13 protein-coding genes and 1 riboswitch are annotated in these 14085 nt (G+C 43.1%); of the genes, 10 read left to right on the forward strand and 3 right to left on the reverse strand.

The genetic code is table 11. The annotated features are described in order from the left end of the window. Positions 1-10 precede the first annotated feature (10 nt). Positions 11-688: a DUF1129 domain-containing protein gene (locus Q4443_RS06730; protein WP_044021492.1), complete on the reverse strand. Its 678-nt coding sequence runs from the start codon at positions 686-688 to the stop codon at positions 11-13. 11 nt (positions 689-699) lie between these two features. Further along, positions 700-1644, reverse strand: a complete 945-nt coding sequence (locus Q4443_RS06735) for a magnesium transporter CorA family protein (RefSeq protein ID WP_000815620.1) — start codon at positions 1642-1644, stop codon at positions 700-702. A 137-nt stretch (positions 1645-1781) separates the two neighbouring features. Here Q4443_RS06735 and uvrA point away from each other — a divergent pair, with 137 nt between their 5' ends. Then, complete coding sequence (gene uvrA, locus Q4443_RS06740) at positions 1782-4607, forward strand: excinuclease ABC subunit UvrA (protein ID WP_303408216.1); 2826 nt, start codon at positions 1782-1784, stop codon at positions 4605-4607. Between the two features lie 37 nt (positions 4608-4644). Here the strand turns inward: uvrA and Q4443_RS06745 are convergent, their stop codons facing one another. Further along, the gene (locus Q4443_RS06745; protein ID WP_044021488.1) at positions 4645-5400 is read right to left on the reverse strand and encodes a hypothetical protein; all 756 of its coding nucleotides are present in this window, start codon (positions 5398-5400) and stop codon (positions 4645-4647) included. Positions 5401-5547: 147 nt separating this feature from the next. Here Q4443_RS06745 and Q4443_RS06750 point away from each other — a divergent pair, with 147 nt between their 5' ends. The 9 genes from Q4443_RS06750 (at position 5548) to Q4443_RS06790 (ending at position 14045) form a co-directional block, all read left to right on the forward strand. After that, the gene (locus Q4443_RS06750) at positions 5548-6609 is read left to right on the forward strand and encodes a Xaa-Pro peptidase family protein (protein WP_044021487.1); all 1062 of its coding nucleotides are present in this window, start codon (positions 5548-5550) and stop codon (positions 6607-6609) included. A 55-nt stretch (positions 6610-6664) separates the two neighbouring features. Further along, positions 6665-6816: riboswitch (M-box (ykoK) riboswitch) on the forward strand. 195 nt (positions 6817-7011) lie between these two features. Beyond that, on the forward strand, positions 7012-9672 hold the full coding sequence (mgtA, locus tag Q4443_RS06755) for a magnesium-translocating P-type ATPase (protein ID WP_303408217.1): 2661 nt from the start codon (positions 7012-7014) through the stop codon (positions 9670-9672). A gap of 134 nt (positions 9673-9806) precedes the next feature. Further along, entirely contained in the window at positions 9807-10205 is a 399-nt protein-coding gene (spx, locus tag Q4443_RS06760) for a transcriptional regulator Spx (protein ID WP_000591165.1), read from the forward strand. Between the two features lie 66 nt (positions 10206-10271). Further along, on the forward strand, positions 10272-10841 hold the full coding sequence (locus tag Q4443_RS06765; RefSeq protein ID WP_049519229.1) for an SP0191 family lipoprotein: 570 nt from the start codon (positions 10272-10274) through the stop codon (positions 10839-10841). An 86-nt stretch (positions 10842-10927) separates the two neighbouring features. After that, a complete protein-coding gene (locus Q4443_RS06770; protein ID WP_000507059.1) occupies positions 10928-11194 on the forward strand; it encodes an IreB family regulatory phosphoprotein in 267 nt (88 codons plus the stop codon). A gap of 3 nt (positions 11195-11197) precedes the next feature. Next, positions 11198-11617: a Holliday junction resolvase RuvX gene (gene ruvX / locus Q4443_RS06775; protein ID WP_049519228.1), complete on the forward strand. Its 420-nt coding sequence runs from the start codon at positions 11198-11200 to the stop codon at positions 11615-11617. A gap of 15 nt (positions 11618-11632) precedes the next feature. Further along, positions 11633-11938 (forward strand): DUF1292 domain-containing protein, encoded by a 306-nt coding sequence (locus Q4443_RS06780; RefSeq protein WP_000017624.1) that lies wholly within the window; start codon positions 11633-11635, stop codon positions 11936-11938. A gap of 310 nt (positions 11939-12248) precedes the next feature. After that, the gene (locus Q4443_RS06785; RefSeq protein ID WP_000464360.1) at positions 12249-13499 is read left to right on the forward strand and encodes a folylpolyglutamate synthase/dihydrofolate synthase family protein; all 1251 of its coding nucleotides are present in this window, start codon (positions 12249-12251) and stop codon (positions 13497-13499) included. 90 nt (positions 13500-13589) lie between these two features. Then, positions 13590-14045: an SP_0198 family lipoprotein gene (locus Q4443_RS06790; RefSeq protein ID WP_000853130.1), complete on the forward strand. Its 456-nt coding sequence runs from the start codon at positions 13590-13592 to the stop codon at positions 14043-14045. The last annotated feature ends 40 nt before the right edge of the window (positions 14046-14085 follow it).

The raw sequence follows: 14085 nt of genomic DNA on the forward strand, positions 1-14085 counted from the left end.
TTCACTTTTCTTAATAACGTGATGGGCCCGCGCTTGCGCTTCGGATATTGAAACGTTTCTTGAGATAGAAGCGAAGGGCGAGAAGAGCAGCCCCTAGGATAGCCAAAGGCAATGGAGCAAGGACTGGATTGAGGTTGGCTGGTAGGAAGCTTGTTGCAAAGAAGACAACCAACCAAAGGACCATAGAAGCCAGGATAACGAGGATTGACTTCCAGAATGGAGGACGTTGGCTACGGTCAGTGTCCGGTCCATAGTACTGGTAGACAAAGTAGTACATCAAGTAGAAGGCAAGTCCTCCTACAAGCCCAACCAACAAGAGGGTAATCAATCCATAGCCAATGGCCTGATCTGTAGAGAAGAAGGTAGTCAGAGCGCTAACCAATGCAAAGAGACTGGTGATAAAAAGGGCTGAGTCCATAATCATGAGTTTTGGATCGTCATTTTCTTTTGGATGCTCTTTTTCGTATTGCTCCTTGACAGTGAAGCTATGAGCCCAGTGGGTTGGAGCCCCGTAGAGGGAACGTGCAGTCGTCCCTTTGGCTTGCTCTTCAAGGATTTGGGGGATGACTTCCTCAAAGACGGCCTTGATTTCAGCGTCTGTTTTACCATCTTTGATAAATTGTTGGGTAGCGATATGGATAAACTCTTGGTTTTTTTTGGTTAGTTTTTGTAAATCAATCTGAGACATAGGGATTCCTCTTAGAACCATTTTTTATGGATGAGATAGAGAGTGAGCGAAACACTCATAGCAAAGGCGATAAAGACGATTAACCAGAAGGCGTGTGGCTCACCGTTTAGAGGGATTTCATTATCCTTGAAGTTCATCCCATAGGCTGAGAAGATCATGGTTGGGACAGACATAACGATGGTCACGAGAGCCAGGGTCTTCATGATGTTGTTCTGGTTATTGGAAATGATAGAGGCAAAGGTCTCTGTCATAGAGTGAAGGACATTTCCATAGATATCTGCCATCTCGATGGCCTGTTGGGTTTCAATCAGGGTGTCTTCGAGTAGGTCTTCGTCTTCTAGGTATTTCTTGATATTGCTAGTTGCGCTAGTCAATTTCTTAATCACGCGCTCATTTGTCTTGAGGGAGGCTTTGAAATAGACGATGGTCTTTTCCAATTCCATGAGCTCGATCAGTTCTTCGTTTCGAGTAGACTTGTGAAGTTGACTTTCGATTTGTTCACTCTTACGGTCGATCGAACGAAGGGCCGTAAGGTAAAGTTCGGCGTTGCGGTAGAGAATCTGGAAGATAAAGCGTGAACGCATGAAGGTGTAGAAGTTGCGCAGTCTACGGTTGATAAAGACATCAAGAACAGGTAGTGATTCCAAGCAGGTAGTGATAATGGTTTCCTCGGTGATGATAATCCCTAGCGGAATCGTTACGTAGTAGGTGCGATTGTTTCTTTCCTCTGTGATGGGAACGTCCACGATGATCAAAGTATACTCGTCTTCGATGGTAATACGGGACATTTCTTCCGCATCGAGCGGTGCTCGAAGGTCGGCAATGTCAATGTCGAAGGCGTTAGCGATTTCCAACGATTCATTTTGTGTAGGATTGACGAGGTTGATCCAAGTACCCGGTTCAAGCGTGTCGATCTCTTTAAATTCAGTTGTTGTTGAGAGAAAAACTTGTTTCATATCCCCTATCCTTTCCTACTATTTCAGTGTTTGATTTTTTGCACCGTACTATTATACTACAAAATCGGCTTTTTGGGTAATAGAATTTCACATTTTTTGGTATAATGGAAAGCAATAATGGACTAGAAAGAACAAATATGCAAGATAAAATTGTGATTCATGGGGCGCGTGCCCATAACTTAAAAAATATTGATGTGGAGATTCCACGAGACAAGCTAGTCGTTGTGACTGGTTTGTCAGGGTCTGGGAAATCCAGTCTGGCCTTTGATACCCTTTATGCGGAGGGGCAACGTCGCTATGTAGAGAGTCTATCAGCCTATGCTCGACAATTCTTGGGCAATATGGAAAAACCAGATGTGGATGCCATTGATGGTCTCAGCCCAGCTATTTCCATCGACCAGAAAACCACCAGCAAAAACCCTCGTTCGACCGTGGGAACCACGACTGAAATCAACGATTATCTGCGTCTCCTCTACGCACGTGTGGGGACGCCTTACTGTATCAACGGGCACGGGGCTATCAAGGCTTCTTCTGTAGAGCAAATCGTGGATAAGGTCTTGGAATTGCCAGAACGTCAGCGCCTGCAAATATTAGCTCCTGTCATTCGTAAGAAAAAAGGGCAACATAAGAGCGTCATTGAAAAGATTCAGAAAGATGGCTATGTTCGTGTTCGTGTGGATGGGGAAGTTTATGATGTGACCGAAGTGCCAGAGTTATCCAAGAGCAAGCAACACAATATCGATGTTGTGGTCGACCGTATTGTCATCAAGGAGGGCATCCGTAGCCGTCTCTTTGACTCCATTGAGGCTGCCCTTCGTATCGCAGAAGGCTATGTGATTATTGACACTATGGACGATTCTGAGTTGCTCTTTTCTGAGCACTATGCCTGTCCAGTTTGTGGTTTTACTGTCCCAGAATTAGAGCCTCGACTCTTCTCCTTCAATGCTCCTTTTGGATCTTGTAGTGAGTGTGACGGTTTGGGCATCAAGCTAGAGGTGGATGTTGACTTGGTGGTTCCTGATACCAGCAAAACTTTGCGTGAGGGAGCCTTGGCACCTTGGAATCCTATCTCATCCAACTACTATCCAAATATGCTAGAGCAGGCCATGACAGCCTTTGGAGTGGATATGGATAAGCCTTTTGAGGACTTGTCAGAAGAAGATAAAAACTTGATTCTCTACGGGTCTGATGGCAAGGAATTCCATTTCCACTATGAAAATGAATTTGGCGGTGTGCGCGATATCGACATTCCTTTTGAAGGAGTAATTGGTAATATCAAGCGTCGTTACCATGAGACTAACAGTGACTACACCCGTACCCAGATGCGTCTCTACATGAATGAGCTAACCTGTGGAACTTGCCACGGCTATCGTCTCAATGACCAGGCCTTGTCTGTCCGTGTGGGTGGGGAGCAAGGACCACATATCGGTGAAATCTCAGACCTGTCTATCGCAGACCATTTGGAATTAGTGAGCCAGCTGACCTTATCTGAAAATGAAGCCATCATCGCCCGTCCCATTCTCAAGGAAATCAAGGATCGATTGACCTTCCTCAATAACGTAGGCCTCAACTATCTGACTCTGTCACGTTCGGCAGGAACCCTTTCAGGTGGGGAGAGTCAGCGTATTCGCTTGGCAACCCAGATTGGGTCCAACCTATCAGGTGTCCTTTATATCCTGGATGAGCCGTCCATTGGTCTTCACCAGAGGGATAATGACCGCCTGATTGCCAGTCTGAAGAAGATGCGTGACTTGGGCAATACTCTCATCGTGGTGGAACACGATGAAGATACCATGCGTGAGGCGGATTATCTGATTGACGTTGGTCCGGGTGCTGGTGTTTTTGGTGGGGAGATTGTTGCTGCAGGTACGCCCAAACAGGTGGCTCGCAACAGCAAGTCTATCACAGGCCAGTACTTATCAGGAAAACGAGCGATTCCAGTGCCTGAAGAGCGTCGTTCCGGAAATGGTCGTTTTATCGAGGTGACGGGTGCGCGTGAGAACAACTTGCAAAATATCACTGCTCGCTTCCCATTAGGAAAATTCATTGCGGTGACAGGTGTGTCAGGTTCAGGGAAATCGACCTTAATCAACAGCATCCTCAAAAAAGCTATTGCCCAGAAGCTCAACCGCAATTCAGACAAGCCTGGTAAATTCAAAACCATCACAGGGATTGAGCATGTCGATCGTCTGATTGATATTGACCAGAGTCCAATCGGACGGACGCCGAGGTCCAACCCTGCTACCTATACGGGAGTTTTTGACGACATCCGTGACCTCTTTGCCCAGACAAATGAGGCCAAGATTCGAGGCTACAAGAAGGGTCGTTTCAGTTTCAACGTCAAGGGTGGTCGTTGTGAAGCCTGCTCAGGTGACGGGATTATCAAGATTGAGATGCACTTCTTGCCAGATGTTTATGTGGCTTGTGAAGTCTGCCATGGAACTCGCTACAACAGTGAAACCCTAGAAGTTCACTACAAGGAAAAGAACATCTCGCAAGTCTTGGATATGACGGTTAATGATGCGGTGGAATTTTTCCAACACATTCCAAAAATTCAACGCAAACTCCAGACTATCAAGGATGTAGGGCTGGGCTATGTAACCTTAGGACAACCAGCTACCACCCTTTCAGGAGGAGAAGCCCAGCGTATGAAGCTGGCTAGTGAACTCCACAAACGATCGACAGGAAAATCTTTCTACATTCTCGATGAGCCGACGACAGGACTTCATACCGAAGACATCGCTCGTCTGCTCAAGGTCTTGGCTCGCTTTGTCGACGATGGCAATACAGTCCTCGTCATCGAGCACAATCTGGATGTTATCAAGACTGCAGACCATATTATTGACTTGGGACCTGAGGGCGGTGTCGGTGGTGGAACCATCATTGCAACAGGAACTCCCGAAGAAGTAGCGGCCAACGAAGCCAGCTACACAGGACACTATTTGAAAGGAAAGTTAAAATAAGATTTAAAAGGCTCTGCTTTTTTAGGCAGAGTCTTTTTTATAATAAATTACGAATTTTTTCTTTTATAAATGGGTTAAGAGAATAGTGTTTATCCAGATATTCTAGGAGTGCTTGAGCAGACTCAGAAATGCGTTCGTAACCTTGCAAAAAGTGAGGTAATTGCTTGGCTTCCTTTGGATAACCTTCTTCAAATCGTCTGTTGGTATTAAAGATATCTATAAAATTAGATTTAGAAGTTGTTTCCAAACTGATTAGTTCAGTCCAAAGCTTGACGGATCTGTTTTGTATTAAATCATAAGCAGCTAATTTTTCGCCTCGCTGATAGCGACCTAGCCCTAAATATAGATTACATAAAATTTCTCCCAACAGCCATTCACGATCTCTGTTTTCTTTTGATGGCAGTCTTTGTGGCTGACAGATTGTTTCATCAAAACCGACCTCCTTCCAGATAATCTTGCCTTCAGAGAAGGGAATGTTTACTAGTTCGTGAGCTTCAAAGACAGCAAATTCACAAAAAACATCATCTTCAAATAGAACTTTATGTCCGTCCACTGTATTTTGGTAGTGAAATGCAATTGGTTCTAGCTTACTTAACCAGGTTAGGTCTTGGATATAGGTCTGCTTGTAGCCATCTTTTACAATAACAAAGAAGTCTAAATCTGAGTACTGATCCAATCGTTCTCTTTCTGTTCCGCAAGAACCAAGCGCCAGCAAAGCTAGTGCTTGGTTCGAATCTTTTAGAGACTGACCAATCTCATCTAGTCTTTGTAACAGCAATTCTGTTTTATTCATATCGATACCTCATTCTTTCTTGTTTAACAGAAATTATACATTAAGCGCTTTCAAATGTCAATTTTATCTAATCTTAGCTATATAGATTGTATTATTTTCGATATTTTTTTGCTATAATAAATTAAATCATTTTATGGAGGTTTTCTCATGTTATCAAGAGTTGAAAAATTTGAAGTAGCCTTAAAACAGACAGAGTGTGATGCTGTCTTAGTAACCAATCTGAAGAATATTTACTATCTGACTGGTTTCAGCGGGACAGAGGCGACAGTTTTCATCAGTAAAAAGCGCCGGATTTTTCTGACGGATTCTCGTTATACTCTTATTGCCAAGGGCGTGGTTGAGGGCTTTGACATTGTGGAAACGCGCGATGCGGTTGGTGAAATTGCTAAAATTATAGCGGACGACAAGCTGGAAAAAATTGGCTTTGATGACGAGATTTCCTATGCTTACTTCAAGATGCTGGAAAGTGTGTTTGCTGGTCATGAGCTGGTTCCAATGACTGGTTTTATTGAAAATCTGCGGATGATCAAGGATGAGCAAGAAATCGCAACCATTCGTAGGGCCTGCCAGATTTCTGACCAAGCCTTCCTAGATGTACTGGATTTTATCAAGCCCGGTGAGACGACTGAGCTAGCCGTTATGAACTTTTTAGATGCCCGTATGCGCCAGCTAGGTGCTTCAGGTGCTTCTTTTGATTTTATCATCGCTTCGGGCTACCGCTCTGCTATGCCACATGGCGTGGCTAGTGACAAGGTCATTCAAAAGGGTGAAACCCTGACCATGGACTTTGGTTGCTACTACAACCACTATGTCAGCGATATGACGCGGACAGTTCATGTGGGGCAGGTGACAGATGAAGAGCGGGAGATTTATGATATTGTCCTGCGCAGCAATCAAGCCCTCATAGATGCAGCCAAGGCTGGTCTCAGTCGAATTGATTTTGACAGGATTCCGCGCCAGATTATTAACGATGCAGGCTACGGTCCTTACTTCAGCCACGGGATTGGACATGGGATTGGTTTGGATATCCATGAAATTCCTTACTTTGGCAAGTCAGAAGAGCCAATCAAGGCTGGCATGGTCTTGACCGATGAGCCGGGTATTTATCTGGATGGAAAATACGGGGTGCGTATCGAGGATGATATCTTGATTACGGATACAGGTTGCGAATTATTGACCCTTGCTCCAAAGGAATTAATTGTTATTTAAGAAAATTAAGATAAATCATTGACTTTTATATTTTAAAGGTTTATACTGATAGACGAAAACGGTAGGTGAGGCTACCATAGGGATACGGATGACTACCGCAAAGCAGTGGAGACACTACTCGTTGGTCAACAGTCCTGGTCGCGAAGGCCAAGACTAAGCTCATTTCATTGCCCTATGGAGTTAAAGCTTGAACGAAAAAACAGATAATTAGTTTTTTAATCCTGCCATTTTATGGTGGGATTTTCTACTGTTTTAGAACAAGGAAAGGAGACAAACGATGCAAATTGACGATCATCCAGAACCGCACATACACAGCCAATCGCTGATTTGTGTCGTTCTGCCCTTATAAAGTGATTGGTCTCTGTGTATGAAACACATCATTCATACAGATAGGAGAAACCAATGAAAACTACAAAAGAAAGATTAGCAACAGCTATTCACACATCTTTAAACGAAACTCTATCTTTTTATAAGACAAGTCTAACAGGCTTGACTGAAGAGCAGGTGGAGAAAAATCGTGACCTATATGGCGAAAACACCATCACCAAGGGTCAAGAAGACAGTATCCTCAAAAAGATTTACGAATCTATTATCAATCCATTTACAATCATCCTGCTGGTCATCGCTATGATCTCCATGGTGACCAATGTCTGGCTGGCGAAGCCTGGACAAGAAGATCCGACGACCTCTATCATCATCGTCGTTCTCGTTCTAATCTCTGGTGGCATACGCTTTGTCCAAGAACTGCGGAGTGACAAGGCTGCGACCAATCTATCAAAAATGATTGTGAACACTGCCACAGTTATCCGCGAAGGCCAGAGTTTAGAGGTCGCAATTGAAGATTTGGTCGTTGGAGATATAGTCAAGTTAAGTGCTGGGGACATGATTCCGGCAGACCTCATTTTAATTGAATCACGTGATTTCTTTGTCCAACAGTCTGGTTTGACAGGTGAGAGTGACTCGGTTGAAAAACTAGCCTTGTCAAAAATGAGTCAGTCAAACTTCGATAGTCTGCTAGAAGCAGAAGCGCTCGCCTTTATGGGAACCAACGTGATATCAGGAAGTGCCAAGGCTTTGATTCTAGCGGTCGGTGATGATACCATGATGGGAGAAATCGAGCAGACTCTCAATACCTATGACGAACCGACCTCTTTTGAACGGGAGATGAACAGCATCTCTTGGCTCTTGATCCGTTTGATGTTAGTCATGGTTCCCATCGTCTTTCTCTCCAATGGCTTGACAGACGGCGACTGGCTGGAAGCTGGCGTATTTGCTTTGAGTGTTGGTGTTGGATTGACACCTGAGATGCTTCCTATGATCATCACGGCCAGTTTAGCAAAAGGCTCCATTATCATGGCCAAGGAAAAAGTCGTCATCAAAAAACTCAATGCCATACAGGACCTAGGTGCTATTGATATCCTATGCACGGATAAAACCGGAACCCTTACCCAAGACGAAATTGTCCTTGAATATCCTTTGGATATACATGGAGATTTGGATTTATCTGTGTTGAGACGTGCCTATCTCAATTCCTATTTTCAAACCGGTTTGAAAAACTTGATGGACCGTGCCATTATCAGTAGAACTGAAAAAGAAGCTAAAGAACACGCTATTCTACAAAATTTGGATACTAGCTTCCAAAAAATAGACGAATTGCCCTTTGATTTTGAACGCAGACGGATGAGTGTCATCGTCAAGGATGAGAACGAAGTTGTTAGTTTGGTAACCAAGGGTGCCCTAGAGGAAATGCTAGCGATTTCAACCCATGTGGAATATCAAGGTCAGATTAGCCCTCTGACGGATGATATCCGAGTGGAAATCTTAAAAGAAGTAGATCAACTCAATCAGCAAGGCTTGCGAGTCTTGGGAGTCGCTTATAAAACAGGTCTAAAAGAAGGTTTTGCTTACTCTGTTGAAGATGAAAAAGAGATGATTCTAACAGGATATCTTGCCTTTCTAGATCCACCAAAACCATCAGCAGCACCTGCTATCCAAGCTTTGTTAGAACACGGTGTTCAAACAAAGATCTTGACGGGGGACAATGAGAAGGTAACCCAAGCAGTTTGCGAAAAAGTTGGTTTAGACGTTGATCAAATCTTGTTGGGTTCTGATATTGACGCCATGACGGACGAAGAGTTGGCTCAAGCAGTTGAGAAGGTGACTGTCTTTGCCAAACTCTCTCCGGATCAAAAAGCACGAATCATTTTACAAATCAAATCGAATGGACATTGTGTCGGCTATATGGGAGATGGGATCAATGATGCCCCTTCTATGAAAGTGGCCGATGTGGGGATTTCTGTTGATACAGCAGTAGATATTGCCAAAGAAACGGCTGATGTCATTTTGCTAGATAAGGATTTGATGGTGCTTGAAAAAGGGCTGGTTGAAGGACGTAAGGTCTATGCCAACATGACCAAATATATCAAGATGACGGTCAGCTCTAATTTCGGGAACATTTTCTCTCTGCTAGTGTCTGGTATCTTTCTACCTTTCCTTCCTATGGCTCCGATTCACTTGATTGTGTTAAACCTCGTCTACGACCTTTCTTGCATTGCTTTGCCATTTGATAATGTGGATGAAGACTTTTTGAAACATCCCCATAAGTGGGAGGCTAAGTCTATTACTCGTTTTATGATTTGGATGGGTCCGATTTCTTCTGCCTTTGATATTTTGACCTTTATCTTGCTCTATTTTATCATTGTCCCAATGGCGACAGGTCAAGCCTATGTCCACGGAGCAGAGTCTGCAACGGGCTTTATCATCTTGTTCCAAACAGGTTGGTTCATTGAATCCATGTGGTCCCAAACCATGGTGATTCATATGCTTCGTTCAGCAAAACTTCCTTTCTTGCAAAGTCGTCCATCATGGTTTGTTCTTGGAACAACCTTGCTAGCAGCTGGTTTTGTGACCTTCCTTCCCTACTCTTCAATTGCTAGCCTGCTTCATTTAACCCCTTTGGAACCAATTTATTTTCTCTTTTTGCTTTTGATTATCGTTCTCTATATGATAAGTGTTACAGTTGTAAAACGATTGTATATCAAAAAATTTAAAAGTTGGTTATAAATTGATTTTGTCAAGAAAAAAGTACGAAAATCGCTAAAAAAGTTAAATTTTTTTAAAAATAGGTCGCAAGTCGGATGTTTTTTATGGTATAATAGACTAAACTGATAGTAACATGTAGCGAAAGGGGTAGGTACATGATCAAAATTTATACAGTCTCAAGTTGTACTAGCTGCAAAAAAGCGAAAACTTGGCTCAATGCCCATCAGTTAAGTTATAAAGAACAAAATCTTGGTAAAGAAGGAATTACGAGAGAAGAGTTATTAGATATTCTCACGAAAACCGATAATGGAATTGCCAGTATCGTTTCATCGAAAAACCGCTACGCTAAAGCTCTTGGAGTTGACATCGAGGATTTGAGTGTCAATGAAGTGCTCAACTTAATCATGGAAACACCACGGATCTTAAAGAGTCCGATTCTCGTTGACGAGAAGCGCCTGCAAGTCGGCTATAAAGAAGATGATATCCGTGCCTTCTTGCCACGCTCTGTCCGTAATGTAGAAAATGCAGAAGCACGTCTACGTGCAGCTCTATAAAACATCAAGGCTGGGAGTGACTCCTGGCCTTGTTTGCTCTTTTGTTTTAAAATCATGTGAGGAATTATGAAAAAGTTACTAATTGCTAGTTTTGCTCTCCTCTTTTTGCTTGCGGGATGTGGGCAAAAAAAGGAAACTCCTGCTGCTTCCACAACAGCATCTGAACCTCTCCAATCAAACCTTCCCGTTTTGGACAATGCCGAAAAGAATACGGTTGTCACCAAGACCCTGTTGATGCCGAAGTCAGAAAATGGAACGCAACAGACTCAAACGATTACTTATAAAGGCAATCAGTTTTTAACCTTGACCATCCAGCAAAAACGACCTGTCGGGGATGAACTCAAGACCTTTATCTCTGAAAATGGTCTAGAGGAAACGCAAAAAGCACTCTTAGAGGCAGAAGAAAAGGATGAGACCATCCAAGAGGCACGCAAACTAGCAGGATTTACACTGGAAACCAAGCTACTCAGCGAGACAGAAATCCAGACTACAACGACTTATGATTTTCAAGTATTGGATGTCAAAAAGGCATCTCAGATAGAATATTTAAAAAATATCGGCCTGGAAAATCTCTTAAAAAACGAACCTAGCCAATATATTGCAGATAGAGTGGCAAATGGGGCGACAGAACAATAGAAAATCCAAATTAATAGACGGACTTATTTGTAGAACGTCAGGGAATGTGCTATAATAGTACTATTCTAAGGAAAGAGGGTGTTAGAATGGGATTTACTGAAGAAACTGTACGGTTTAAATTGGATGATTCCAATAAGAAAGAAATTAGCGAAACATTGACAGATGTTTATGCTTCTTTGAATGACAAGGGCTACAATCCGATTAACCAGATCGTCGGTTATGTATTGAGTGGAGACCCTGCCTACGTTCCTCGTTACAACAATGCACGAAATCAAATCCGTAAGTATGAGCGTGATGAAATTGTTGAAGAATTGGTACGCTACTACCTTAAAGGACAAGGAGTCGATCTATAATCTATGAGAATTATGGGATTGGACGTCGGTTCAAAAACAGTAGGGGTGGCGATTAGTGATCCACTAGGCTTCACCGCTCAGGGACTTGAAATCATCCAGATTAATGAGGATCAGGGCCAGTTTGGTTTTGACCGCATCAAGGAATTGGTTGACCGCTATAAGGTAGAACGCTTTGTAGTAGGTCTGCCAAAAAACATGAACAATACCAGCGGTCCACGAGTAGAAGCCAGTCAAGCCTACGGAGCAAAATTAGAGGAACTTTTTGGTTTACCAGTAGACTATCAAGATGAGCGTTTGACGACCGTCGCTGCGGAGCGTATGTTGATTGAACAAGCAGATATCAGTCGTAACAAACGCAAGAAAGTTATTGATAAGTTGGCTGCCCAGCTGATTTTGCAAAATTATTTAGATAGAAAATTTTAAGACAGAGGAGAAACTATGTCACACGATCACAACCATGACCACGAAGAACGTGAATTGATTACACTAGTAGATGAGCAAGGAAATGAAACCTTGTTTGAAATTCTTTTGACCATCGACGGGAAAGAAGAATTTGGTAAAAACTATGTTCTGCTAGTGCCAGTTAATGCAGAAGAAGATGAAAATGGTGAAGTTGAAATTCAAGCTTACTCATTCATCGAAAATGAAGACGGAACAGAAGGCGAATTGCAACCAATTCCAGAAGACTCAGAAGACGAATGGAACATGATTGAAGAAGTCTTCAACAGCTTTATGGAGGAGTGATACAGTCTGGGAGACTGTATCAGCCCAACTCCCAGAAATTGGAGAGAGTTGGAACGTCCGGGGAACGTTTTTAGCCCAGTTCCTTAAAATAAGAGAGAACTGGTATGTCTGGGAGACTGTATCACCCCAACTCCTAGAAACTAGAAAGAGTTGGAACATCCAGTGGATGTTTTTAGCTCACGTTGAAATTCATAGTAGCTAGTGATTAGCTAACCAGGTAAGAGGTCGGGATTTTAGTCCCGACCTCGTTTTTTATTTGTAATCATACTTTGATGCGGTAGTTGATTGGACTTTTGTTAAGGAGACATGTATGTTTGAAGTAGAAAAATGGCTGCATAGTCGGATTGGTTTAAACTTTAGATCTGGACTTGGACGAATGCAGCGAGCTGTGGATTTGCTGGGGAATCCTGAGAAGACTTATCCTATTATCCACGTAACAGGTACTAACGGTAAAGGGTCAACTATTGCCTTCATGAGGGAGTTGTTTGTTGCTCATGGTAAAAAAGTTGGTACTTTCACCTCTCCTCATATCGTCAGTATCCATGATCGAATCTGTATTAATGGGCAACCGATTGCTGATGCAGATTTTATCCGTTTGGCGGAGCAGGTCAATGAGATGGAAAAGACGCTTTTGCAAACCTATGACCAGTTGTCCTTTTTTGAATTACTGACTCTGATTGCTTTGCTTTACTTTAAAGAGCAGGGAGTGGATCTGGTTCTGCTAGAAGTGGGGATTGGTGGTTTGCTTGATACCACTAATGTCGTAACAGGAGAGATTGCAGTTATTGCTTCGATTGGGCTAGATCATCAGGAGACCTTGGGCGATAGTCTGGAGGAAATAGCCGAGCAGAAAGCTGGTATTTTCAAGGCTGGCAAGAAGGCAGTCATTGCCAAGCTTACTCCAGAAGCGGAGCTTGTCTGTCAAAGTAAAGCGAGAGAGTTAGCTGTCGAACTTTATCAAGCTGGGCGAGACTTCACCTTGAATGCTGGGGATTTTTCAAGTAAGCTAGCAAACTTTTCACAGCTTGAAATCGGTTTAGAAGGTGCTTATCAGCAAGAAAATGCCGCCTTGGCTTTAGAAACTTTTCTTCTGTTTATGGCGTCAAGAGGTGAAAGGGTCGAAGAAGAGTTTGTCAGACGGGCTTTGAAGGAGACACATTGGGCAGGTCGATTGGAACGGATTCGTCCACAAATCTACCTAGATGGGGCTCACAATCTGCCAGCCTTGACTCGTCTAGTCGAGTTTATCCAGGGGAAAATCCAGCAAGGTTACCAGGTTCGCATCCTTTTTGGAGCACTTAAACGCAAGGATTATCAGGGGATGTTAGGCTATCTATCTAAGCAGTTGCCTGAGGTGGAACTTAAGGTAACAGGCTTTGACTACCAAGGCTCTCTGGATGAAAAGGATGTGGCGGGTTACGATTTGATTTCTTCCTATGGCGGTTTTATCAGAGAATTTGAAGAAAAGGCCAAAGATCAGGACTTGCTTTTCGTGACGGGCTCGCTCTACTTTATCTCGGAAGTCCGAGCGAGTTTGCAAGGAAGCGATGGGATTAGTTGACCTTCTAGGCTTAAGTTGTTATACTTGAGGTAGGAGGTATATCTGGAAACGATTCCAGCAAAACATTGGCACAAAAGAAAGGAAATCGCTATGAAAACGAAAACATTCACACTTTCTATTGCTTCCCTAGCAATTCTTAGTCTTTTAGCAGCTTGTGGACCTAAGGCACAAGCCCCTACCCAGCAATCTGCTCAGCAATCATCTTCTCAACAAGAATCATCTTCTAGCGCTGCGACAAGTGCTAGTCAACCACAGGCGTCCTCAAGTCAGGACACTACTGTAGCTCAACCTACGAATATCGATGGTACCTATACTGGAAAAGATGAGAATGACCAAATCACTCTTGTTGTAACAGGTAAAACTGGTACATGGACTGAGGTCGAGCCAGATGGAGATAAGGAAATCAAGCAAGTCAGCTTTGAACCAGAAAATCAACGTGTCATTATCGGTGATGATGTCAAAATTTACACGGTTAATGGTAATCAATTGATTATCGACGATATGGACCGAGAGACATCTGACCGAGTGGTATTAACTAAGCAATAATGATTAAGTAAAAGTTCCAATGAGATGAAATCCATCTTTT

It is taken from the genome of Streptococcus sp. GP0011 (assembly GCF_030546305.1).
GTDB lineage: Bacteria > Bacillota > Bacilli > Lactobacillales > Streptococcaceae > Streptococcus.